General features: G+C 35.7%; 25 protein-coding genes and 1 pseudogene. 8 read left to right on the top strand and 18 right to left on the bottom strand.

Features of this window, described 5'->3' with window-relative positions; translation table 11 throughout:
• Positions 1-8: 8 nt before the first annotated feature.
• The 18 genes from B2Z27_RS15515 to B2Z27_RS15430 form a co-directional block, all read right to left on the bottom strand.
• Complete coding sequence (locus B2Z27_RS15515; protein WP_414673391.1) at positions 9-482, bottom strand: Dps family protein; 474 nt, start codon at positions 480-482, stop codon at positions 9-11.
• A gap of 63 nt (positions 483-545) precedes the next feature.
• A complete protein-coding gene (locus tag B2Z27_RS15510; protein ID WP_286814327.1) occupies positions 546-1,433 on the bottom strand; it encodes a mechanosensitive ion channel family protein in 888 nt (295 codons plus the stop codon).
• Positions 1,434-1,518: 85 nt separating this feature from the next.
• Positions 1,519-2,736: an NADP-dependent isocitrate dehydrogenase gene (gene icd / locus B2Z27_RS15505; RefSeq protein ID WP_286814326.1), complete on the bottom strand. Its 1,218-nt coding sequence runs from the start codon at positions 2,734-2,736 to the stop codon at positions 1,519-1,521.
• Between the two features lie 127 nt (positions 2,737-2,863).
• Positions 2,864-5,500 carry an ATP-dependent chaperone ClpB gene (gene clpB / locus B2Z27_RS15500; RefSeq protein ID WP_286814325.1) on the bottom strand — a complete coding sequence of 879 codons (2,637 nt, stop codon included), beginning with the start codon at positions 5,498-5,500 and terminating at the stop codon, positions 2,864-2,866.
• 37 nt (positions 5,501-5,537) lie between these two features.
• Positions 5,538-6,230, bottom strand: a complete 693-nt coding sequence (locus B2Z27_RS15495; RefSeq protein ID WP_286814324.1) for a Crp/Fnr family transcriptional regulator — start codon at positions 6,228-6,230, stop codon at positions 5,538-5,540.
• Between the two features lie 205 nt (positions 6,231-6,435).
• Positions 6,436-7,410: a YfdX family protein gene (locus B2Z27_RS15490; protein WP_286814323.1), complete on the bottom strand. Its 975-nt coding sequence runs from the start codon at positions 7,408-7,410 to the stop codon at positions 6,436-6,438.
• A gap of 31 nt (positions 7,411-7,441) precedes the next feature.
• Complete coding sequence (locus tag B2Z27_RS15485; protein WP_286814322.1) at positions 7,442-7,879, bottom strand: Hsp20/alpha crystallin family protein; 438 nt, start codon at positions 7,877-7,879, stop codon at positions 7,442-7,444.
• 4 nt (positions 7,880-7,883) lie between these two features.
• On the bottom strand, positions 7,884-8,333 hold the full coding sequence (locus B2Z27_RS15480) for a hypothetical protein (RefSeq protein WP_286814321.1): 450 nt from the start codon (positions 8,331-8,333) through the stop codon (positions 7,884-7,886).
• Positions 8,334-8,383: 50 nt separating this feature from the next.
• On the bottom strand, positions 8,384-8,803 hold the full coding sequence (locus B2Z27_RS15475) for an Hsp20/alpha crystallin family protein (RefSeq protein WP_286814320.1): 420 nt from the start codon (positions 8,801-8,803) through the stop codon (positions 8,384-8,386).
• A gap of 166 nt (positions 8,804-8,969) precedes the next feature.
• Positions 8,970-9,338 carry a hypothetical protein gene (locus B2Z27_RS15470; RefSeq protein ID WP_286814319.1) on the bottom strand — a complete coding sequence of 123 codons (369 nt, stop codon included), beginning with the start codon at positions 9,336-9,338 and terminating at the stop codon, positions 8,970-8,972.
• Between the two features lie 122 nt (positions 9,339-9,460).
• Complete coding sequence (locus B2Z27_RS15465; RefSeq protein WP_286814318.1) at positions 9,461-10,513, bottom strand: mechanosensitive ion channel family protein; 1,053 nt, start codon at positions 10,511-10,513, stop codon at positions 9,461-9,463.
• A 5-nt stretch (positions 10,514-10,518) separates the two neighbouring features.
• Positions 10,519-11,103: a hypothetical protein gene (locus tag B2Z27_RS15460; RefSeq protein WP_286814317.1), complete on the bottom strand. Its 585-nt coding sequence runs from the start codon at positions 11,101-11,103 to the stop codon at positions 10,519-10,521.
• Positions 11,100-11,462 (bottom strand): hypothetical protein, encoded by a 363-nt coding sequence (locus tag B2Z27_RS15455; RefSeq protein ID WP_286814316.1) that lies wholly within the window; start codon positions 11,460-11,462, stop codon positions 11,100-11,102. The genes B2Z27_RS15460 and B2Z27_RS15455 overlap by 4 nt, the downstream gene beginning before the upstream one ends.
• 12 nt (positions 11,463-11,474) lie before the next feature.
• Complete coding sequence (gene trxA / locus B2Z27_RS15450) at positions 11,475-11,774, bottom strand: thioredoxin (RefSeq protein ID WP_286814315.1); 300 nt, start codon at positions 11,772-11,774, stop codon at positions 11,475-11,477.
• A 42-nt stretch (positions 11,775-11,816) separates the two neighbouring features.
• On the bottom strand, positions 11,817-12,110 hold the full coding sequence (locus B2Z27_RS15445; RefSeq protein WP_286814314.1) for a phosphoribosylpyrophosphate synthetase: 294 nt from the start codon (positions 12,108-12,110) through the stop codon (positions 11,817-11,819).
• A 79-nt stretch (positions 12,111-12,189) separates the two neighbouring features.
• Positions 12,190-12,591 (bottom strand): hypothetical protein, encoded by a 402-nt coding sequence (locus tag B2Z27_RS15440; protein ID WP_286814313.1) that lies wholly within the window; start codon positions 12,589-12,591, stop codon positions 12,190-12,192.
• Between the two features lie 49 nt (positions 12,592-12,640).
• A complete protein-coding gene (locus B2Z27_RS15435) occupies positions 12,641-13,582 on the bottom strand; it encodes a J domain-containing protein (protein ID WP_286814312.1) in 942 nt (313 codons plus the stop codon).
• Positions 13,583-13,637: 55 nt separating this feature from the next.
• Complete coding sequence (locus B2Z27_RS15430; RefSeq protein ID WP_286814311.1) at positions 13,638-14,378, bottom strand: sigma-70 family RNA polymerase sigma factor; 741 nt, start codon at positions 14,376-14,378, stop codon at positions 13,638-13,640.
• A 343-nt stretch (positions 14,379-14,721) separates the two neighbouring features.
• On the opposite strand from B2Z27_RS15430, the gene B2Z27_RS15425 reads away from it, so the two are divergent.
• The 8 genes and pseudogenes from B2Z27_RS15425 (at position 14,722) to B2Z27_RS15390 (ending at position 21,684) form a co-directional block, all read left to right on the top strand.
• The gene (locus B2Z27_RS15425) at positions 14,722-15,198 is read left to right on the top strand and encodes an Hsp20/alpha crystallin family protein (protein WP_286814310.1); all 477 of its coding nucleotides are present in this window, start codon (positions 14,722-14,724) and stop codon (positions 15,196-15,198) included.
• Between the two features lie 97 nt (positions 15,199-15,295).
• On the top strand, positions 15,296-15,724 hold the full coding sequence (locus B2Z27_RS15420; protein WP_286814309.1) for an Hsp20/alpha crystallin family protein: 429 nt from the start codon (positions 15,296-15,298) through the stop codon (positions 15,722-15,724).
• Positions 15,725-15,767: 43 nt separating this feature from the next.
• Positions 15,768-16,712: a YfdX family protein gene (locus B2Z27_RS15415; protein WP_286814308.1), complete on the top strand. Its 945-nt coding sequence runs from the start codon at positions 15,768-15,770 to the stop codon at positions 16,710-16,712.
• A gap of 107 nt (positions 16,713-16,819) precedes the next feature.
• Positions 16,820-17,047, top strand: a complete 228-nt coding sequence (locus tag B2Z27_RS15410) for a hypothetical protein (RefSeq protein ID WP_286814307.1) — start codon at positions 16,820-16,822, stop codon at positions 17,045-17,047.
• 67 nt (positions 17,048-17,114) lie between these two features.
• Positions 17,115-17,612 (top strand): hypothetical protein, encoded by a 498-nt coding sequence (locus B2Z27_RS15405; protein WP_286814306.1) that lies wholly within the window; start codon positions 17,115-17,117, stop codon positions 17,610-17,612.
• 50 nt (positions 17,613-17,662) lie between these two features.
• Positions 17,663-19,222: a Do family serine endopeptidase gene (locus B2Z27_RS15400; protein WP_286814305.1), complete on the top strand. Its 1,560-nt coding sequence runs from the start codon at positions 17,663-17,665 to the stop codon at positions 19,220-19,222.
• Positions 19,223-19,329: 107 nt separating this feature from the next.
• Positions 19,330-20,882, top strand: a pseudogene (locus B2Z27_RS15395) (IS1182 family transposase).
• A gap of 136 nt (positions 20,883-21,018) precedes the next feature.
• Positions 21,019-21,684 (top strand): patatin-like phospholipase family protein, encoded by a 666-nt coding sequence (locus B2Z27_RS15390; protein WP_286814304.1) that lies wholly within the window; start codon positions 21,019-21,021, stop codon positions 21,682-21,684.
• Positions 21,685-22,254: the final 570 nt, after the last annotated feature.

Raw genomic sequence — 22,254 nt, 5'->3', positions numbered from 1 at the left:
TTTAATAGTTAATTCAAAAAAGCAGAATACATCCAAACCAATATTTCTTGTTCTCTTATATAGTCTGACATTAGGCTATTGGTACCTTCATCATTGATTTTGTCGGACAAGTCCAGAATTTCTCGTTGCTTAATCAAAAGGATTTTGAATGCTTCCAAGATTTCTTTTACCGAGTTTCTGCCATCGGTTGCTTGCGAAGATTCTTTAATTTCCGAAAGCTTTAAATATTCGGTAAACCGATATTCAGAGGCAAAACCAAGGGTTCTGATACGTTCTGCAATGGCATCGATTTTAAGTATTAAATCGTTGTACAATTCTTCAAATTTAACGTGAAGTTCAAAGAATTTATCGCCTTCCAAATTCCAATGATACCCTCTTACATTTTGGTACAAAACAGAATAATTGGCGAGTAAATCGCTTAATTTATCTGCTAATTCTTTACTTTTTTCGGTGTCTAATCCTATTGCATTCATGATTCTTATTTTTAGTGATTGTGTATTGATTTTTTAAATTTTATAACGACTTACATTTCACATAAGCATCCCTTAATTCTTTTTTTCTTGTTGCTGAATTATGACAGGAATCGGGTCGGGTCTGTACATTTTAATTTCTTGTATATTGGCAGGTAACCCAAAATTGTTTTTCATTAGCAAATTTTTCACATCCCGCATAATTTCCGTTTTCAATTCAGCTGCAGATACCTTGTAATCAAATGTTTTTACCCAGAAAAGTATTTTTAAATTCACGGTGTTTGTTCCAAATTCGTCAATCAAAACTTGTGTTTGTTCATCTTTTAAAACATCTTCCTTACTATTAACCAGTTCAATAATCTTTTCTCTGGCCATTTCAATATCATCGTCATAGTCTATACCTATTGTAAATTGCTGGCGTAAAAAACCGTCTTGTGTTAGATTGTACAAATCGTTTGTAATTACTGAAGAATTGGGAATATAAACATCTTTTCCATCAAATGTTTTTAAGTGGGTAGTACGAAAATAAAGATTCATCACTTTTCCTAAATTTCCATTTAATTCTATAGTATCACCAATTTGAAAAGGACTGTCGAATACCAATAAAAAACCTGCAAGAAAATTTTCTCCTATTTCTTTAAAAGCAAAACCAAGAACAACTGTACCCACACCTGCTCCTGCTAACAGACCTCCAGCTAATCCAGTAAAACCAAGTGTATGCATCGCCAATATGAAGCCCATAATAATCAACGTTGTTTTTACCAATCGTACGATAAAATTTAGAGCTAGCTGATTTTTGGCCTTTTTGCCCAATCGTTTTCTTAAAAAATTACCCAGATAAATTGCAATCAGTACAAAAACACAGAGAATGATGATGGCAATTGTGATTTTTGGTATAGATGCTATTAGTGTGTCCCAATAACTTTCTAAGCGTTCGTATAGTTGTGTCTTAAATTCTTCCATGTATCATTTTTTACTTTAAAACCAGTTCTATTTGGTTTCTTTTTATCCTAAATGCTTGTATGAGTTTCATTTTAGTTCATAATTGTTACATATAATGTATGATATGCTCCGCAAATTCAGAGCATTTGACCAATGTTGCTTTATCCATCAACCTTGCAAAATCATAGGTAACTATCTTTTTTTTAATCGTTGTTTCAAGACCGTTGACAATTAAATCCGCTGCTTCTTGCCATCCCATATATTCCAGCATCATTACACCAGACAGTATCAAAGAAGCGGGGTTTACTTTATCAAGTCCAGCATACTTTGGTGCGGTGCCGTGGGTGGCTTCAAACAAGGCAACACCAGATTCATAATTTATATTGGCTCCGGGCGCTATTCCGATACCACCAACAATTGCTGCCAGGGCATCAGAAATGTAATCACCATTCAAATTTAAGGTGGCTATTACATCATAGTCGGCTGGCCTTAGCAATATCTGTTGCAAAAAGGCATCGGCAATGACATCTTTTATAATGAGTCGGTGGCCATCTTTTTCTACAGTTAACCAAGGACCACCCTGATAGTCTGTGGCTCCAAATTCTGTTTTTGCCAATTGATAGCCCCATTTTTTGAATTGGCCTTCGGTAAACTTCATAATATTACCTTTGTGTACAAAGGTTACCGAGTCTTTTTTTTGGTTTATGGCGTAGGTAATGGCTGCTCTAATAAGCCTCTCAGAACCTTCTTTAGACACAGGTTTTATACCAATGGAAACCGTATTTGGAAAACGAATTTGGTCTACTCCCATTTCCTGAATGAGAAAACGCTTGACCTTTTCAACTTCTGGTGTACCGTGATTCCATTCTATACCTGCGTAAATATCTTCTGTGTTTTCCCTATAAATAGTCATATTGACCAAATGGGGCAATTTCACAGGGGATGGAACACCTTCATACCATTTTACAGGCCTTACACAGGCATACAAATCCAATTGCTGCCGTAATGCCACATTAAGTGAGCGAAAACCACCGCCCACAGGTGTTGTTAAGGGGCCTTTGAGCGCCACCTTGTACTTTTTGATAGCATTTATAGTTTCACTGGGCAACCATTCTGATGTTGCGGTATAGGACTTTTCGCCTGCCAGAACTTCTTTCCATTTAATTGTTCGATTACCATCGTAAGCACGCTCAATGGCCGAATCCAAAACTCTTTTGGTTGCCCACCAAATATCCGGACCAATACCGTCTCCCTCAATAAATGGGATAATGGGGTGGTCTGGAACCGTAAGTTTTCCATTATTGAAACTAATAGTATCCATCATCTATCGTATCCTTTTTGTTTCTTTATCGTCAGTATTTTGTTTAAATTTTAAAATTCGTTGTACTATAAAAAGAAAAACAGGCATAAAGGAAAGTATACCCAAATGCCCATTATGAAATCTGTTTTACTTAAACTTCCATTTCAAAAAAAGGTTGTTCTTCCTCTGCATTGGCCGGCTCCCTAAAAACCACTTTGTTATCCGAAACATCAATGACAATATGCATATCTGGCGCAATTTTATCTTCTAGCATTGCTACGGACATTTCATCTAAAATCTTACGTTGGATAACACGTTTTAATGGTCTTGCACCAAACTGCATATCAAAACCTTCTTCTTTAAGAAACTCCAGGCAATTATCGGTAATATGAAACGTGATATTCTGTTTTGCCAAGACTTTTGCAAAATTTTTGAATTGAATTTTTATGATACCTTCCAGGTCTTTTTTAGAAAGAGGTCGAAACATAATGACTTCGTCTATTCTATTTAAAAACTCAGGCCTGATACTAGCTTTTAGACGCTCAAAAACCTGAATCCTTGTCTCTTCATCTATTTTGTCTATGTTCTTTTCAGTAGCTCCTTCAAAATTATCCCGAATGATATCAGACCCCATATTTGAGGTCATAATTACAATGGTATTTTTAAAATTGGCTACTCGTCCTTTATTGTCTGTTAGTCTTCCATCTTCCAAGACTTGCAACAGCACATTAAAAGTATCTGGATGCGCTTTTTCAATTTCGTCCAACAGTACTACAGAGTAGGGTTTTCTTCTAACGGCTTCTGTTAACTGACCGCCTTCATCATACCCAACATACCCCGGGGGCGCACCTACCAATCTTGATACGGCGTGTTTTTCTTGGTATTCGCTCATATCTATACGCGTCATCAATTTTTCATCGTCAAAAAGATACTCCGCAAGGGCTTTGGCCAGTTCTGTTTTACCTACACCCGTGGTTCCTAAAAAGAGAAAAGAACCGATGGGCTTATTCTCGTCCGATAATCCGGTTCTGCTTCGGCGAATCGCTCTGGCAATACCATTAATCGCTTCTTCTTGCCCCACAACACGTTGATGCAAGTTTTCTTCGATTTTTAGTAATTTTTCCTTTTCGCTTTGTAGCATCTTACTAACCGTAATGCCGGTCCATTTAGAAATGACTTCTGCAATATCTTCAGAAGTGACTTCTTCTCTTACCAAACGCTTACCATTTTTTTCGTACTCCTGAAGTTTGGCAATGGCATCTTTTAGGGCTTCTTCTTTATTAGGGATTTCGCCATATCTGATTTCTGCTACTTTGGCCAAATCACCTTCTCGCTCAGCCCTATCTGCCTGGTATTTTAAGTCTTCTATTTCCTGCTTTGCGTTTTGGATGGTGGTGACTACTTCTTTCTCTTCTTTCCAGATTGCCATTATCTGGGTACGCTCATCTTCCAGTTCGGCCAGTTGCTTTGCTATTAGTTTTAATCTTTCCTTATCCTTTTCACGTTTGAAAGCTTCCCGTTCGATTTCAAGTTGTTGTATTTTGCGGTCAAGCACATCCAACTCTTCTGGCTTGGAATTCATTTCCATTCGTAACCTTGCGGCTGCCTCATCGATAAGGTCAATGGCCTTGTCAGGTAAGTACCTATCGGTGATATATCTAATGGAAAGTTGAACAGCAGCAACAATTGCCTCGTCCTTTATTCTAATTTTATGATAGTTCTCGTAGCGCTCTTTAATACCTCTCAGGATGGAAATGGCATCTACCTCACTGGGTTCATCTATAAAAACTTTTTGGAAACGTCTTTCCAGCGCCTTATCCTTTTCAAAATATTTCTGGAATTCTGCCAACGTTGTCGCACCAATGGCCCTGAGCTCACCTCTGGCGAGGGCAGGTTTTAAAATATTGGCGGCATCCATAGCGCCTTCACCGCCACCAGCACCGACCAAGGTATGTATCTCATCAATAAATAAAACGATACGGCCCTCCGAACCTGTTACTTCGTTCACTACGGCCTTTAAACGTTCTTCAAATTCTCCCTTGTATTTTGCACCGGCAATCAAGGCACCCATATCCAGGGAATAAATTTCTTTTTCCAGCAAATCATCCGGTACGTCGCCATTTACGATTCTAAAGGCAATACCCTCGGCGATAGCGGTTTTACCAACACCGGGCTCACCTACCAATATGGGGTTGTTTTTACTTCTTCTGGCAAGAATCTGCAATACCCTGCGTATTTCTTCATCTCTTCCGATAACAGGGTCTAGCTTACCACTTTTTGCCTTATCAATCAGGTTGATCGCGTATTTGCCCAAGGCATTATAGGTTTCTTCTGCATTTTGACTGGTCACTTTTTCTCCTTTCCTCAATTCTTGTATGGCTTTTTTAAGTTCGTTTTCTTTAAGACCGCTATCTTTTAAAAGTTGTGCTACAGCGTCTTTGACTTTGAGCAAACCGATAAGTAAATGCTCTATCGACACATACTCATCTCCATACTCTTTCATAACGGTTTGCGCCTTGGACAACGCTTCATTGGCAGTATTGCCTATATATAATTTGCCCCCGCTTACTTTTGGGTATCCATTTACAATCCTATCTAAAGCCGCTTTAACATTTTCTAGGTTTATGGCTAATTTTTTAAACAAAAAAGGAATTACATTTTCGTCTACGGCAAACATTCCGGTTAAAAGATGACCACACTCTATGGTTTGGTTTTCTTTTTCCATTGCCATCTGTTGCGCTTGCTGTATAGCCTCCTGTGTTTTTATGGTGAATTTATCTAATTGCATTTTGGTATCGTTTTTTTTAACTCAATACGTAGGTTTATTAATCTCTTAAATTGCTCTTCTTTAATAATCCGTTTCTGTCCAATAATTCAATATGGTTTTTTGTGTTTTCTATGAGTCCATCTTCATCAAGTGCTGTTAAATGTCTGCTCAAAGTTTCTGGGGTAATATTAATGATACTTGCGAGTTCCTTTTTAGGCAGACGAATAAAGCTATCATCAAACTCCACATTACGGTCAGAGGTTTGTTCAAGACCCAATAGTAAATTGGTGAGACGCTCCTGCACATTTTTGCTCAATAAGGTGTCTATGTGGTTCTCGGTTTCTGCCAATTCATCGGCCAGCATTTCTACGACCAATGATGCAAAATCATTGTCTTTTGCCAATAACTCTAAGAATATTTGTTTCGGTATAAAATACACCTCACAGTCTTCTATCGCTACGGCACTGCTTTGAAAATTCCAACGTTTGATTAACGATAGATACCCTATGAATTGGTTTTTAGTGACCAAACGAAGTACTTTTTCATTTCCATCAGCACCTATCTTGGATATTTTGACCCAACCTGATTTAATATAATAAACCCCTCTGGGAACTTGACCTTGCTCAAAGATGTAGCTGCCTTTTTTATATTTTTTAGCCTGTTGTAATAGTGTATCCGTTAGTTCTGCATAGGTTGCCGTTAGTTTTGAGAATAGTTCCTGTGCGGTAATATCTGTTTTTTCACGGGTCATCGTCCTAAGAATATTTCTAGCATATAAGGTACAATAAATAACCTATAGTAATCGCGATTGAATCTGGTATTTTAAAACCCAATATTTTTTCAACTCTCATTGGATAAGGGGGAATTCCCTTTTCGGTTAGAAATAGATAAAGGGTGCACCAATATAATATTGCGTACCCTTTGAACTCTTCTAAGAACTAAAAAACAACCTAGATTTATTTGTTGCTGCTTTTACTTGAGGTACGGTTTTTAAAGTTTTTTAGTTTATTCTTCAGCTTGCTAAAAAGACCCTGCGAATCTCCATCTTCTTTAACAGATTTTTTGATCTCTTTGATAGACTTATTTAGCTCCTTATATTCTTTATCTCTTTTACCATAACCTAATTCTTCTGCCATTATTAATTGATATTCTGCGTTGTCGAGTAGGTTCAGTACTTCTTTTTTCTTGTCTTCATCTTTGGCATCTTCTGTCATTGCCGCAGCAATCATTACTTCGGCCCTAAGAATGGGTAACGGAATAACTTCTGTTTCTATGACCAAGGTGTTCAATGCGGTGTAAAGCGCCACTTTTGCCTCGTCCATCTTATCGGCATCCAATAAAATTGCTGCCGCTTTCATTGCGGTAGGGTAGGTGGCCAATGGTACTGACATTGTTGTGATTTCGACCTGGCTCTCCAGATCGGCTATAGCTTCTCGTGCAACCTGTAAATAGTCATCTTCTATGGCTTCTTCTGCTACTTTTTTCAATCTTTTGATAGTTTTCAAATCGGTAATTAAATCGCTTGTTGTGGTAGTTACCTCTACAGGTAAGAATGCTACGTTCGGATTTCTGGCAACCAGCAATTCTAACTTGCCCGTTACTTTTTCCATCGCTTCCATCGCTTTCTTCTTGTCTTTATCATTGATTGCTTTAATGGCGGCAGATGTTTGCTCAATAGCTATGACCGCCTCATCTATAATGGCTTCAGAAGCTTCATCCACTGCTTCTACCGCCTTACTTTGTACCTCGTTTGCCAGTTCTTCTTTGGTCATTTCCGGACTGTCGGGTTTTTCCATACGTACGTCTTCACTGTTTGTCATTTCCGTTCCCTGCTTTTCCTTATCATCCGTTTTTGACTTTTCCTGAGCACAAGCGGTTAAGGTTACCAATGCAAATAATACATAGATACTTTTTGTGTAAATCGTTTTCATTTTTGTGTTTTTAAGTGTTATTGATTAATTGTTACTTTAATTCAATTTTCTTTTTTGTAGGATTCCCTTCCTTATGTTTGCCCACGGTAATTTTTAAAAGCCCGTTGTTCATTGAGGCCTTTATCTCGTCTGGATTACTGTTTTCAGGCAATTGAAAAACTCTTTGAAAAGAGGCGTAGCCAAATTCTTTACGCATCCAGTTACCCTGACTTTCTTCTTTTTCGTACTGTTTTTCTGAAGAAATGACGAGCTTATCATCTACTATTTCAATATTCACGTCTTTTTTGTCTACTCCGGGCAATGCTAAAGAAACCTCGAAAGCCTTTTTCTTATCTTCGATGTTCACTGACGGCACGGTAGCCACAGCTTCAACGTCTTTGACCTCATCATCTATTTTCTTGCCAAAGAAATTCTCTACGATGTTGGGGAATTTTGGTTTGATATTTTTGGTCCATTTAAATAAATCCATCTTCTTATGATTTTTTTAATTGTTTAAATTTTTTACTATCGGTAACTATTTTAGTTACTGTGTGAATGTCCTTCTTTAAGGCCCTAATGTCTTTTGTAAAGTCTTTAAGTAGCTTGCTCAGTTCAGCGTTCTCTTCTTTAACTTGCCATTGGGATCCTTTGTAAGATTTGTTGAGCAATTCTTCTAAAGTGACCATTTGTCTCGTTAATTTTTGATTCAAATCACCTTGCACATCCTGTAACTTATTTAGGCGTTTCACAACGGTTTGAATTTGAGGCATATCATCCTCGTTGCCGACCCAAACTATGTAACCACCGATCAGATTGTGAAGAAACCCAAATTCTTCCTTAAAGAATGCCAAGTCTTGTTGCCAATCTTCGGCGCGCATATACATTTTCTCCCAGATTGGGGTCTCTTCTTTAAAACTATCATTGTATCCTGTGCTATTATCCATCGTCATATGTTTTAATTATGCATTGTTGATAGAATAAGCTGGAAATACAATTATTGAATATTGATCTGCTTTTTCTTAGAGGCTTCTTTTTCTTTTTTTGCCAGGGTCAAATACATAATACCATCTTCATACTTTGCCTTTATGCTTTCTTCATCTATATTTTCTGGAAGCGTGAAAGAGCGTGAAAACGATTTTGTAGTAAACTCTTTGCGTGTATAGTTCTTTTCTTTGGTCTCTTCTTCTGAAGTGGTATTGCCAGAGACGGTCAAAAGACCATTTTCTACGGTAATATTGAATTGGTCCTTTTTTAGACCAGGTGCAGCGACTTCAATCTCGTAGTTTTTGTCGTTTTCAATCACATTTACCGCGGGTACCCAATTTTGCTCTGAGGCTGCAGTACGATACCCTTCGCTATTAAGAAAATCGTTAAATAATGATAATGCCGGAAAATTTGTTCTAATAAGTGACATGATTTTAAGTTTTAAAGATTAATACCTCGAAAGTAAAATATAGAGGACTTAAAGTCCTTGATTTGAATCAAGTAGAATTGTTAAAATGTCTAAATTCCACAAAAAAAGTGCTTGGAAAAACCCAAGCACTTTTCAAAAAGAAAATCCATTAATTCAAGAAATGACTTTACTCCTTATATATAATACGTTTATTTAATACTCTTATCTTATTTTGAAACTCAAAAAGCCAGTCTTTTATACGTTTGGCTTCTTTTTTGTTGGTATTTGAGGCAAAGAAATTACCATCTTTTTTTTCTATCCATACGGTAAGTAGCACACCTGTAAGGGTGTGATTTGGTGAAAATCGGGTGTGCAAGGTCACTTTTTCATTATTTAAAAGGGGAAAGACAACATCTTTAGACTCCATATCTATAACTCCTTTGTTAATGGCTTTTAGATAGGTTACACCGCCAAAGGCGGTAATATATTTTTGCCATTCGGCCATTACAAAATCTTCGTTATACCCTATAATGTTAATGGTGAAACTGCTGGCCATTTTACTTTATGGTAAGGGTTCTTCTATAACTTCAAATGGGTTTTGAGCCTTAGAAACAAAAAAGCTGAGAAACACTAACAACAAGGTTAGTTTAGTCTTATCGGTTTTCATATTAAATGGTGTTAAGATTGCACATTATTTTGACTTTCTATTTTTAAACCATCAGGTAAGTGTAGCGTGCGAATTGGGAAAGGAATAACAATGCTTTCTTTATTAAATTGCTTATGTAGTCTTTTTACAAACTCGTGGCGCATTTGAAACTGGTTTTCATATAAATCGGTGGCCAACCACACTTTCATATTAATACTGCTATCGCCAAATTCAAAAAAGCGCACTTTGGGCTCAAAAGTTTTTAAGTTGGCAGCATATTCCTTCATTATGTCTTTGGCAGTCTCCAAGGTTATCTGCTCCACTTGTTCCAAATCACTATCATAATGCACGCCTACAATAACTTGAAAGAACATATTTTTTTGCAATGTAAAATAATTGGTGCTTATAGAACTAGATATCTTTGAATTGGGTACAATAATCACATTTTCTAAAAGGGTTCTTACCTCTGTGTTACGCCAGTTGATATCTATGACGTAACCTTCATCCCCCGATTCTAGTTTAATATAATCTCCAGGTTTTAATTGTCTTGCAGCTAGAATGTGAAGTCCAGCAAAGAGGTTAGTTAGGGTGTCTTGTAGTGCCAAAGCAACCGCCAAACCTCCTACTCCTAATGCTGTTAAAATAGGAGCTAATTCTAGACCTATTAAATTTGAAAAAACAATGATACCGCCTATATAGGTTAAAATACGGATGATAATATGATATAGCGACGTCGCTTTGCCTGATTTTGATTTGGTATAGCTGTCATAAAGAAAAACCAATATTTCTCCAAGCACAAAGGTTATGGCTAGCACATTTAAGCTAATTTTTAATTTACCGTACCACTCCCCGTAACTGACTTCAAATGGTAAAAATGATGTGAGGTTTAAAAAAATAATACCTCCGACGATAAAAGATATTCTGGATAATGAATTAAATAATACAGTACTGTATTTTAAATGTTTACGTTTTGAGGTATCTCTTAATTTTTTAAAAAGTATTCTCAAAATGTAATGTCCAAATAGTAGCCCTAATATTGATGCTAGCGTGACTATAAGGTATTGATTGGTATATAGGTTTTTCATTTTGATTAATCATTTATGTCTAAAAGATCATTACTACTTAAAATTAAATGTTCAATTTCTTTTGAATTGAGCTCTTTTTTATCAGTTTGAAACAAATCTCTACGTATAAAAACAGTTAATTTTGACATTTCATCTAATAGGTCATCAATAATTTTATCGTCTAAATTTTCTTTTTTGGTCTGCATTGCAAAAAATTTAACAAAACTATTAAAAGCTTGTAATACTTCGGCACTAGCCACGAATGATATTTGTTGGTTTAATAACCTCAGCTCGGTAATATCTTCTTTTTTTATTTTTCTTTTTGAAATGACGTCGTGCAATTGTTTTAACAATTCTTGATAGACGCTCATTTTTAAATTTAAAAACTGTATGCTTTCTTCTTTGCGAAGTTCGGCATCAGTTTGTTTATTCAACAGGAGAAAGGTAACCAAAGTAGTTAACGTAAAACCCAGAATAGCCGCAAAAAGCTCAAAGGTAATTGTAGGTGTGGTATCATTAAAGATGATACGTAACACCAAATAACCCAAGGCCAGCACAATGGCAATTAATGCCAATACAGGGATGTTTTTATGGGTGAGTTTTTTAGTCATTTTAATGAAACGTTTAATACTTGAGTAGCTATTTCTACTTGAAGCTTTGCAATATACTCACTTTTAGGCTCAACATTAAGTAATACCAAAGAATACCCTAAGTTGGATAAGCGACAATCTAAAAATGAGGTGCCGTTTGTTACTGAAATAATCGGTTGAAAATGCTTTTTAGCATCGAAACCTGAATTTTCGGTAGCCAATATTGCTTTTTTTACAGCTTGCTTTATGTCTTCAGGATGTACGCCTTTAACTAATAAATCACTTGCGAGATGATTCATACTTTTTTGATAATATCTATTTAAAAAATCCTGTAAAGCATCGCTATTTGAATACTGTCTTTGAAAAACTATAATTTCCATATCTTGTTAGTTTTAACTGTGCTGATTTATAATGTTTTGTAATTGTTGTTTACTTTGTACGCCTGCTTGTTTCCATAGTAAACTTCCATTTTTAAACAATGCGATTGTTGGCACACTGCGTATTTGATACTGTTGTGCAATTTGCGGGTTCTTATCAATATCAATTTTTATAATACGTGCTTTATCACCTACTTCTTTTGCTAATTCACTAATTATAGGGCCTTGTGCTTTACATGGTCCACACCATTCTGCGTGAAAATCGACCAACACAGGTTTATTACTATCTATTATATTTTTAAAACTTCCTTTCATTTTTGGCTTTTTTTTAATTAATTTTAACCATCGAAGTTGTTCCTACGCTTCTTTCTTTTGAGTTTTTAGTTTAGTAACTACATTGTTTATCCATTCTTCGGAATATATTCCGTAACCATTTAATAAATAGCCTTTTAGGTTTAAATTTACAGATGAAATTGTAAAAAGAATGGCTTCGTCTTCTGGATCCGTCATTCCGTCAAATCTATACATTTGATCTATAGTAAAATCTGCCGTATTCAACTTTAACTTCTCCTTCCAAGGGCTTCTATTAAAATCTTTTGAATAGCCTAACTTATTCACCTCTTTAAGGATATCTATTAATGTTTCTTCCATCTGACAAACTGTTCTTAAAATTGATTTTCTTAAAGACTTCCTTTCCTTTCTTCAAAAGAAAGGAAAGGAAGCTATTGTTCTATAAGCTTTTTACATACGTAAAAACTAATTTTTTAAAGGAATTAAAGTCTTGTTGTACCTTGTTAATCCTTTTCTTTAATTTACTATGGCTTTCCCGATACTCCCAGTCAGATATACCCTTCTCTTCTTTCATTAAGCGTGCAAGCAGTTTTTCATGGTCTTTTACATCATCCTCTAGCTCATCTAGTAGGTCAAGACTTACATTTTTTAGGCTAAGGATAAGCTGTGCATGCAACGCTTTGTCTTCATCCAAAGGTTTCTTTTTGTGAAGAAGGTTTTCAAAAAATCTTGTTTCGTCCTTCCAAAATTCAACTGCATCCATCCATTCTCTGCTTTCTTGATGAAGAATATTCAATGATGCCCCTAATAAAAAAGTGTTTTTTAAATTTGTTGTTTCCATGGTATTAAGTTTTAAATTTATTAATGTCTTCGTCTCTTTTAATTATTTTCTAAACCGTTTGTTTTTGACGGATGTCCTTCAGTTTTTTGAATAATTCTTCTTCTTCAGCACTTAAATTTTTGGGCAGGGTAACCTGTATTTTTACCATTAAATCCCCAAAAGACTTTGCGCCATATATTGGCATTCCCTTTCCTTTTAGGCGTAAGGTTTTTCCATTATCTGTAGCTTTTGGCACAGACATATTTACAGAACCTGTAAGTGTTGGAATCTCTATTTTTCCACCTAAAATGGCTGTATATAGGTCTATAGTCTTGGACACCCACAAATCGTTGCCCTTGCGTTCAAATCTTGGGTCTGGTTGTATGAGAAGGCTTATATATAAATCGCCCTTAGAACCGCCATTTGCTCCAGGATGTCCTTTTCCTTTTATTTTTAGTTTTAGACCATCATAAGACCCAGGTTTAATCGTTATTCTTAGTTTTTGACCATTAAGTTCAAAGGTGCGTTTGCTACCTTGGTAAGCTTCTAAGAGTGTAATCGGTAATTCGGCTTCTATATCGCCTCCTGCAAAACCTCTTGAACTACGTTGTTGACGACCACCTTCAGCTCCTCTGCCTCCAAAGAACTGCTCAAAAAAGCTAGAAAAACCGCCTTCCCCTCCTTCACCGCCAAAGAACTCTGATGGGTCACCTTCGTAATAATAGCTGTTTTGTCCGTTAGGTTGCTGTTGTGCATACTGTCTCCAATCACCGTCAGCTTGGTCGTAAGCTTGCCAGTTAGCTCCTAAGGTGTCATATTTTTCTCTTTTTTCTGCATTACTAAGCACCTCATTTGCCTCATTGACTTCTTTAAATTTTTCTTCAGCAGCCTTATCACCTTTGGTTTTATCTGGGTGATATTTAGCAGCCAGTTTTCGATAGGCTTTTTTTATGTCTTTTGGTGTTGCGTTCTTGTCAACACCAAGTATTTTGTAATAATCTTTATATTCCATTTTTATATATTTATTTAACTATTAATGGATGCATTTGGTGTTGTGATTTATAATTTCAATTTAAAAAACGGCTCTTGAAGCTTGTTTTTAAGGTGTTTTGAGCTTCTTGAAGCAATTTGTCTATAGTATTGACTTGCATACGTTTTATATGTGCAATTTCCTTGGCATCGAATCCTCTAAGCGTATATAAGTCAAACACACTTTGCGTTGCCATCGGTAATTTTTTCAATACCATTTTGGTGTGCGTATTTATACGCTCTTTAGTCAATTCTTTTTCTAGTTTTGCAGTAAGTTCCTTTTCATTGTCTTCAACAAAAATGTCTTTTAACTCATAATTGTTTTTTCTTAAACTGGTGTCATCTAACTCATCAAGCATTACTAAATCGCCATCACCATCTGTACTGAACTCTTCTTCCATAGCATCCCATTCTGGTTTAGCATAATCATCTATGTCTTTGAAGAAGAAATCCTCAAACTCTTCATCAATTAAGGCATCTTGAATCAAAGTGTCAATTGCCTTGAAGAGCCAGATATGAAATTCATCTTGATTATCAAGTTCCTCTATATGGTCATACACATATATGTACAGGTCGTTCACAAAGTCATCTACACCATATCCTTGTTGTTTTAATAATTCTTTTTTTGAGGCTGTTTCAATACTGTTTTGGATATATTTTTTTATAGCAGGCAACAGCTCCATAAACTTATCTTTAAAAGCATCTTGCTTATTCTCTTTTTTTAAGGTTCTTAAAACCACAAAGGCCTCTTGTATTTGTATGTGATATGTGTTTTTCATAATTCTTTATTTTCAGTTTATTCTTATGATTTTGTTTCTAATTGTAATGGTCTTATGTCAAAAAAAGTACCAATTCATATTTCAAAATCTTCTTATTAATCAGGGAACTATAATGAGGGTATGTTTCGCTATAATGACATATATATAACAGTGACATAATGACGCTATTTAAGTTTATCGAACTGACACCTTGACAAGATTATGTAAATTTTGGCAGAAAGTTCTTGATTCAAATCAATTGAAAAGGCTTCTTTTCATTTTGGCATTTCATTTGCTTAGCGCTATTTAGAAATCAATCAAGATTTCAAAATTGTTTTAATGTTTAACTTAAATTTTTGTTATTATGAGCACTTTAGTTAATGTTCCTAAAAATGGAGGTTTAGCAAATGTTAATTCAGCTTCAAACTTCCCAACTTGGTCAAACTGGATAGATGATATCTTTAACAGAGACCTACCATCAGTATTTACCTCAAATTTTAATACTGGTATTACGTTGCCAAAAGTAAATATCAAGGAAACATCTGATGCTTTCGTGGTGGATATGGCGGTGCCTGGTCTAAAGAAATCTGATTTTCACATTGACCTTGACAATCAAGTGTTGTCTATCTCTACAGAGATGAAAGAAGAAAATGAGCACAAAGAAGAAAACTTTACTCGTAGAGAGTATGGCTATTCTTCGTTCAAAAGAACCTTTTCGTTACCTGAGAGCGTAGATGAAAATAAGATTGATGCGAGCTACAAAGATGGTATTCTTAGCATTCATTTGCCTAAGAAAGAGGAGGCTAAACAAAAGCCTGCTAGAACCATTAAGATTTCGTAATTGGTTGGTTAGTTTTTTTTGATTGATTGAAGTTGGGGGCTGGAAACCCAGCCCCTTTCTTTATCAAAAGTGTTGAATCCTTTAATTTTTTTGAAAAATGAAAGTATTTGGAAAAGAAATAGGAAAAGCCATAAAATTTCCACCATTTATAGACCAGTTTGTAGGCAAACTATTGCCTAATCATAGAAATGAAGAAATGGTAATTGTGCCTTCTGTTAATATAAGTGATGAAGATAAAGCGTTTGAACTCTCCATAGCCTTACCAGGTATGGGTAAAGAAGATGTTCAAATAGAAGTACAGGATAATTATTTAACCATTCGAGCTCAATCTCATGCCCAAAAAGAAGAAAAGAACAGAAATTGGATTAGAACAGAGTTTGTGAGCCATTCCTTTTACAGAGCATTTGAGCTACCTACAAATGCAGATCCTGAAAAAGTAGAGGCAAAGATGAAGAATGGACGATTAGATATTAAAGTGGGTAAAAAAGATAATCTAAAAGCACAAAAAACAATTACTGTAAACTAAAGAGTTTTTAAGAACAAGTTTAACCTTTAAATAACATCATAAAATGAAAACACTAAAATATTTCTTTCTAGGTATGTTAGCTGTGTTACTTGTTGCTTGTAACACAAATGATACTGCTAAAAAAACTGACGACAAGTCTTCTGAAATTGAGAAAGAGGCTGTTATAAAACCAGTTAAAAATTATCTAGAAAAGGCAGATTTTAAAGAAAATGTGGATAAAGAAATAAACGAAATAATCACGTTAGCCAATGATGATTTATTAGTAGATGCAGAAATGGTCATAGACGCAACCAAAGAAGCACGTAAAGCGATTGCAGACAGTAGCTTTGCAGATGCCAAATCTTATATAGAGCTTGGCATAGGTAAAGCAGAAGCTTTGACCGCATTAAACCCAAAATTAGCATTGGCACCTATAGATTTTACAGTAGAAACAAATGATTTGGTTACTAATATATCTGCTATCAAAACGATATCCGAAGCTGCAGAAGAAGCTTTGGAAGACGGTAAAATACAAGTAGCTAGAGAGCTTTTGCAAGGCTTGAGAAGTGAGCTTAAAATAAAAGAATACAGATTGCCAATAGCCACGTATCCTAATGCACTAAAAGCAGCACTGGTACTTACTAAAGACGAAAAATATCAAGAAGCTGGTGTATTGCTCAATGCAACGTTGAACACCATTGTGACCGAAGAAAAGATTCTGCCATTGCCTATTCTTCGTGCAGAACGTATGCTAGAAGAAGTGGAGACATTGGTTAATAAGGATGATTTTAAAAAGGAAGATGTAAAGTTGTTATTAGAAAATGCCGAGTATGAAATCAACTTTGCCGAAGCACTTGGCTATGGTAAAAAGGATAAAGAATATAAAGAGTTGTATAGTGCAATTAAAGAAGTAAAAAAACAAATGAGGGATGATTCCAATACCAACGAAAAAGGACTTATTAAGAAGTTAAGATATAAGTTAAAAACATTTAAAGAGAAAATATCATAACATCTAGTATTTGGTTTTGGTTTCTTGAAATTATGTGAGTAGTGACATTGTCTCACTACTCACATAATCTAAAAAAAATGATAATAAACAGTATAAAAACAATCATTATGGCTAAGAAATTTAAACCAGGAGATTGGGTGAAAATAAAAGGAAACGATTCTAGACCAAAAATGGAAGTTCTAAAATACATTTCAAAAAAAGAACCAATTTTTGGTTTTGTAAACAATGATACTTATCTGGAATGTGTATGGTATAAAAATGGCGAACGAAGGCTAGAAGTATTTCATCAAGATAGGTTAATAAAACAGATAGAAACAGATAAATGGTTTGTTTAAAGAATACTTATAACAAATACACCCATAATATATAGGATGACATAGAAATAATTAAAAACACAAAACGATGAAAAAGGCTATTTTACTTTTAATTCTAGGCTTATTGAGCGCAAGCTGCAATAGCCAAAAAAATGAGACCAAGAAGGGCGATACCAAAGAAAAACAAGAGAAAATTGCTGAAGCACCGAAAGGCTCTTGGAAGGTAGACAAAGAATTTGATGAGAATGGAAACCTTATTAGATACGATAGTATTTATTCTTGGTCTTCAGATGAGAAATGGAATGATTTAGCATCCTTTGATAAGGATAGTTTACTAAAATCCTTTAAGTCAAAATTTCACAATCACTTTTCTCATTTTGAAAATGAGGGATTTGACGATGTCTTTGCACAAGATTCGCTTTTTGGAAAACATTTTTTTAACGATAATTTTTTCAAAAGTGATTTCGGTAAAGACTTTATGGATATTGATTGGATGACAAAACAAATGGTAGCAAAACAGAAGAAGTTTTTAGAAAAGTATCAATCGGAATTTCAAAAGCCCGATGAACAACAACCCAAAGAATAAATACTATTAAACTAGTTGAAATATTAAAAAATTTAAAAACATCAAAAAAAATGAAAAAGACAGTTTTAATTTCAGCCCTATTTTCATTAATCATAAGTGTTGGTGTAATAGGAGGATATGAATATTTCGGAAAAAACACCGTTGAAATCAAACACGTTACCGCTGCTAGCGGACAAAAGGTACTTTATGCGGCTAATGCAAATGGTGAAATAACCCCTTTGGATTTCACAAAAACCACAGATAAAGTATTGGATGCAGTAGTACATATAAGTTCAAAGAAAATGATGCCTAATGGAATGAATGGAATGCAACAATATAGAAGCATCCCAGACCCGTTTCAAGAGTTTTTTAAACAAGGTCCATTTGGCAATTTCTATCAAAAACAATATGACTATAGAAAGCCACAAGATGGAGCGAATGAAGATGATGAATCGCAGCGTGTAGAACCAGAAACAATGCCAGTAATGGGAACAGGTTCTGGAGTGGTTATAAATGAAAAAGGGTATATACTAACCAATAATCACGTCATAGACAATGCGGACGAGGTAGAAGTCACTTTACATAATAACGGAACTTACAAAGCTACAGTCATCGGTACAGACCCAGCTACAGATTTGGCATTGCTGCAAATTAAGGCAAATGATTTAACCGTTTTACCTATGGTAAATTCTGATGATGTAAAAGTTGGAGAATGGGTATTGGCAGTTGGTAACCCGTTTAGTCTTAACTCTACGGTTACCGCTGGTATCGTGAGTGCAAAGGCAAGAAATATCAATATCAACAAAGATAAGTTTGCAGTAGAAAGTTTTATCCAGACCGATGCGGCCATCAACCCAGGAAACAGCGGTGGAGCCTTGGTTAATCTCAACGGAGATTTAATAGGTATCAATACGGCTATTGCAAGTAATACAGGTTCTTACAGCGGTTATGGCTTTGCAGTACCAAGTAATATTGCTAGTAAGGTTGTTGAAGATTTACTAAAATATGGAGCTGTACAACGCGGAATGTTGGGAGTAACCATACGCACAATGGATGGGCACTTGGCTAAAGAAAAAGATATAAAACTAAAGCAAGGTGTCTATGTAGAAAAAGTCTCTGAAGGTAGTGCAGCAGATAAAGCCGGTATTAAAGATGGTGACATCATTTTAAGTGTGGATGATAAGAAAGTATTAACATCACCTATGCTACAAGGAATGATAGCCGAAAAAAGACCTGGTGATAAAGTAGATGTAACTATTATCCGTGATGGTAAAGAAAAAGAGATAAGCGTAGTGCTTGAAAATAAAAAAGGGAGTACTAAACTTAAGAAAAAAGAGCATAATGAAGTACTGAATATCTTGGGTGCGGAATTAGAAAACCTCGATAAAGAGGTAGCCAAAAAACTGGATATTGATGGCGGCGTAAAAGTAACAGAACTTTATGCTGGTAAACTACGTCGACAAACCCAAATGCGCGACGGCTTCATAATCACACATATCGATGGCCGTAAAATAAAAGATGTTGAAGATGTAATGAAAGCCTTGGAGGATAAAGAAGGAGGAGTGATGTTAGAAGGTATCTATGAAGATATGCCAGGTAAATATTATTACGCTTTTGGACTTAACTCTTAGTTCTCTAGTAATTAGATTTAATCAAACAGAAGAGGCTGTCTAAAAAGGCAGCCTCTTTTTTATGTTTTTTATTTTAGAAAGAGCATTGGTTTTCTTATCTTAATGTTATGAAAAGCAACGTTATATGGAAGACCAACAGCCAGTCACAATTGAGTCTTCTCCCTCCCAGTTATGATGATTTTGTTCCAGAGCATCATCCCGTTCGTATCGTTAACAGCATTTTGGATCAGATAGATATTGCCTGCATAGAAAAGACCTATAAAGGCGGTGGGACCTCGAGCTACCATCCCAGGGATCTGCTCAAAATTTTAGTCTACGCCTACCTTCGCAACTTATATTCATCCCGGAAGATCGAACAGGCCCTGGGTGAGAACGTTCATTTTATGTGGATCAGTGGCTGTATCCGGCCCGACCATAATACCATCAGTAATTTTCGTTCAGCAAAACTCAGGGGAACGTTCAAAAAGATCTTTAACCAAGTTGTCATTCTGCTAGCAGAACAGGGCTACTTAAGTCTGAAAGAGATCTTTGTTGATGGCACCAAGATCGAGGCCAATGCCAATCGCTATACTTTTGTGTGGGGAAAGAGCATCAAGACCTCACGCACGCGTATTGAAAACCAGCTCAGGGATTTATGGCAATATCTAGAGACCGTATATGCGGAAGAAGAACAGAAACCCAATGAGCCCGATAGCTTTAAGGCCATAGACCCTAACGAAGTATCACAAACTATCGATAAGATCAACCAAGCACTTCAAGGAAAGGATATTGATAAAAAAGTACAGCAAAAACTTAATTATGCCATTATGCCAAGAAGAACTGGCCAGGGAATATTGCCAGATACAATACCTACGAAGAGCAGATGGGCGGACGCAACTCCATGAGCAAGACAGATCCCGACGCTACTTTTATGAGGATGAAAGAAGACCACATGCTCAATGGGCAGCTCAAGCCCGGTTACAACCTGCAGGCGGCCACCAACAACCAGTTTATAGCAAACTACACCCTTGCACAGACCACCGCAGACACTACCACACTTATCGAGCATACCGAAGATTTTATATCCGGTTATGGCAAACCACCTGAAACACTGACAGCCGATGCGGGCTATGGCAGTGATGAAAACTACAGCTACCTCGAAGATAATGATATTGAAGCTTTTGTAAAATACAGTTACTTCCACAGGGAACAGTTGGATGACAAACGTGGCAATACTAAAAATCCCTTTGCAGCAGATAAGCTCTTTTATAACGAAGGAACAGATACTTATTATTGTCCAATGGGGCAACCAATGCAGAACATAGGTAACTATATAAGAAAAACAGCTACCGGATATGAACAAAAAATAGATAGGTATCAAGCTGAAAACTGTGCAGGTTGCCAGCTTAGGAGCCTGTGCCATCAATCAAAGGGCAACCGTATTGTAGAGCGGAACCACAGACTAGCAAGGCTCAGGGCAAAAGCGAAACAAAAATTATTAAGTCCAGAAGGAATTGCTCACAGAAAACAAAGATGTTGGGATGTAGAGGCAGTATTTGGTAACATAAAACACAATATGAACTTTAAAAGGTTTATGTTGAGAGGTCTGGATAAAGTGGAAACAGAAATAGGACTCATAGCAATGGCACATAATCTTAAAAAAGTGAGTTTAGCGATGTAAGAATCGCTTTGCCTCATTTTAACCCAAAACTAATTACCTAATTTTCCGAGAAAATCTATAATTGAACTAAAATAACCAAAAAATAAAAGGTCGCCTAAATAGTTTTTAGACGACCTCTTTTTTAATACGAAGTAAAATGAAAATTTCAGGTTTTTCCGATAAAATAATAGGTATTGTTCTATCTGGTGGCGGTGTAAAAGGTATTGCTCATATAGGTGTTCTAAAGGCATTGATGCAAAGAGATATTTATCCCGATATAATTTCTGGGGCCAGCGCAGGAGCATTGATAGGAGGTTTATATGCAGATGGAGTTTCTACTGAAGATATGTTGTTATTTTTTAAAGAAACCCCTTTGCTTAAGTACAACTTTATGACCATAAACAAACCAGGGCTTTTTGATACTGATAAATACCTGCCATTTTTTGAAGATTATTTCTCAGCACATCATTTCGAAGGTCTTGAAAAAAAGTTGACTGTGGTAACAACTAACCTTCAAAAAGGGGAGCAAGTTTTTTTTGAAAAAGGGGAGTTGTTTAAGCCACTTTTAGCATCGGCAGCATTACCGCCAGTATTTAGTCCTGTTTCGATTGATGGCACTATGTATGCAGATGGCGGAATAATGAATAATTTTCCTGTGGAACCTTTAGTAGATAATTGTGATGTTATTATAGGTTCTTATACGTCGTCAATGAAAGAGGTTGGTAAAGGACAGCTAAAAACTTCTGTTCAAATTTCCCAACGAACAAACTTATTGATGTTGCACGCAAATTCAAGGGAAAAACTCTGTGTGCCAGATTTGTAATTCGTACCAAAAGAATTGGAAAAAATAGGCATTTTAGATAAGAGAAGTATTGATAAGGCATTTGTTCTAGGATATGATTATGCCAGCCGTAAATTAGAAGAGATGATTTAAAAAAAATTTAACCAGAAAATTGAATGTATTTGAATAGTTAGTTTTTGATTGTTGTAGATAATGTTTAATTCTAAATATTTAGGATATGGAAAAGTTAGCTATTGGTATGACATTGTTATTGATAATTTATGCAGCCTTTGCGATGTTGATAAACTGGTTGTTCTTGTCTGAAAGAAATTTTAAATTTTGGAATAGTACATATTACATTCAAAAATTGCAGGATTTTTTACAATCCCTTAGTTACCTGCGAAAATTGAATAAGCAATAAGTATTTTTCTTGTAACTATTTATTAAGAGTATTTGGATAAGAGCGCTAATTCAATTTATTATTTAAGTATTTGCTTAAATAAGTAATTGACTATACCTTTGCTCGTCTAAAGCATTAATATGAAACTAGAAATATCCTGTACAAGAGCTGAGGCTGACCATAAGCAGTTACTAAACTGTAGAACTACCATT

Source organism: Maribacter sp. UBA3344 (assembly GCF_002362375.1).
GTDB classification, from domain to species: domain Bacteria; phylum Bacteroidota; class Bacteroidia; order Flavobacteriales; family Flavobacteriaceae; genus Maribacter; species Maribacter dokdonensis.
This window is presented reverse-complemented; position numbering and strand designations above follow the sequence as displayed.

Excerpts from the sequence above, each read along its gene's own strand:
- B2Z27_RS15510 (WP_286814327.1), bottom strand. The coding sequence starts at position 1,433 with ATGGAAGAATTTAAGACACAACTATACGAACGCTTAGAAAGTTATTGG.
- icd (WP_286814326.1), bottom strand. The coding sequence starts at position 2,736 with ATGATGGATACTATTAGTTTCAATAATGGAAAACTTACGGTTCCAGAC.
- clpB (WP_286814325.1), bottom strand. The coding sequence starts at position 5,500 with ATGCAATTAGATAAATTCACCATAAAAACACAGGAGGCTATACAGCAA.
- B2Z27_RS15495 (WP_286814324.1), bottom strand. The coding sequence starts at position 6,230 with ATGACCCGTGAAAAAACAGATATTACCGCACAGGAACTATTCTCAAAA.
- B2Z27_RS15490 (WP_286814323.1), bottom strand. The coding sequence starts at position 7,410 with ATGAAAACGATTTACACAAAAAGTATCTATGTATTATTTGCATTGGTA.
- B2Z27_RS15485 (WP_286814322.1), bottom strand. The coding sequence starts at position 7,879 with ATGGATTTATTTAAATGGACCAAAAATATCAAACCAAAATTCCCCAAC.
- B2Z27_RS15480 (WP_286814321.1), bottom strand. The coding sequence starts at position 8,333 with ATGGATAATAGCACAGGATACAATGATAGTTTTAAAGAAGAGACCCCA.
- B2Z27_RS15475 (WP_286814320.1), bottom strand. The coding sequence starts at position 8,803 with ATGTCACTTATTAGAACAAATTTTCCGGCATTATCATTATTTAACGAT.
- B2Z27_RS15470 (WP_286814319.1), bottom strand. The coding sequence starts at position 9,338 with ATGGCCAGCAGTTTCACCATTAACATTATAGGGTATAACGAAGATTTT.
- B2Z27_RS15465 (WP_286814318.1), bottom strand. The coding sequence starts at position 10,513 with ATGAAAAACCTATATACCAATCAATACCTTATAGTCACGCTAGCATCA.
- B2Z27_RS15460 (WP_286814317.1), bottom strand. The coding sequence starts at position 11,103 with ATGACTAAAAAACTCACCCATAAAAACATCCCTGTATTGGCATTAATT.
- B2Z27_RS15455 (WP_286814316.1), bottom strand. The coding sequence starts at position 11,462 with ATGGAAATTATAGTTTTTCAAAGACAGTATTCAAATAGCGATGCTTTA.
- trxA (WP_286814315.1), bottom strand. The coding sequence starts at position 11,774 with ATGAAAGGAAGTTTTAAAAATATAATAGATAGTAATAAACCTGTGTTG.
- B2Z27_RS15445 (WP_286814314.1), bottom strand. The coding sequence starts at position 12,110 with ATGGAAGAAACATTAATAGATATCCTTAAAGAGGTGAATAAGTTAGGC.
- B2Z27_RS15440 (WP_286814313.1), bottom strand. The coding sequence starts at position 12,591 with ATGGAAACAACAAATTTAAAAAACACTTTTTTATTAGGGGCATCATTG.
- B2Z27_RS15435 (WP_286814312.1), bottom strand. The coding sequence starts at position 13,582 with ATGGAATATAAAGATTATTACAAAATACTTGGTGTTGACAAGAACGCA.
- B2Z27_RS15430 (WP_286814311.1), bottom strand. The coding sequence starts at position 14,378 with ATGAAAAACACATATCACATACAAATACAAGAGGCCTTTGTGGTTTTA.
- B2Z27_RS15425 (WP_286814310.1), top strand. The coding sequence starts at position 14,722 with ATGAGCACTTTAGTTAATGTTCCTAAAAATGGAGGTTTAGCAAATGTT.
- B2Z27_RS15420 (WP_286814309.1), top strand. The coding sequence starts at position 15,296 with ATGAAAGTATTTGGAAAAGAAATAGGAAAAGCCATAAAATTTCCACCA.
- B2Z27_RS15415 (WP_286814308.1), top strand. The coding sequence starts at position 15,768 with ATGAAAACACTAAAATATTTCTTTCTAGGTATGTTAGCTGTGTTACTT.
- B2Z27_RS15410 (WP_286814307.1), top strand. The coding sequence starts at position 16,820 with ATGGCTAAGAAATTTAAACCAGGAGATTGGGTGAAAATAAAAGGAAAC.
- B2Z27_RS15405 (WP_286814306.1), top strand. The coding sequence starts at position 17,115 with ATGAAAAAGGCTATTTTACTTTTAATTCTAGGCTTATTGAGCGCAAGC.
- B2Z27_RS15400 (WP_286814305.1), top strand. The coding sequence starts at position 17,663 with ATGAAAAAGACAGTTTTAATTTCAGCCCTATTTTCATTAATCATAAGT.
- B2Z27_RS15390 (WP_286814304.1), top strand. The coding sequence starts at position 21,019 with ATGAAAATTTCAGGTTTTTCCGATAAAATAATAGGTATTGTTCTATCT.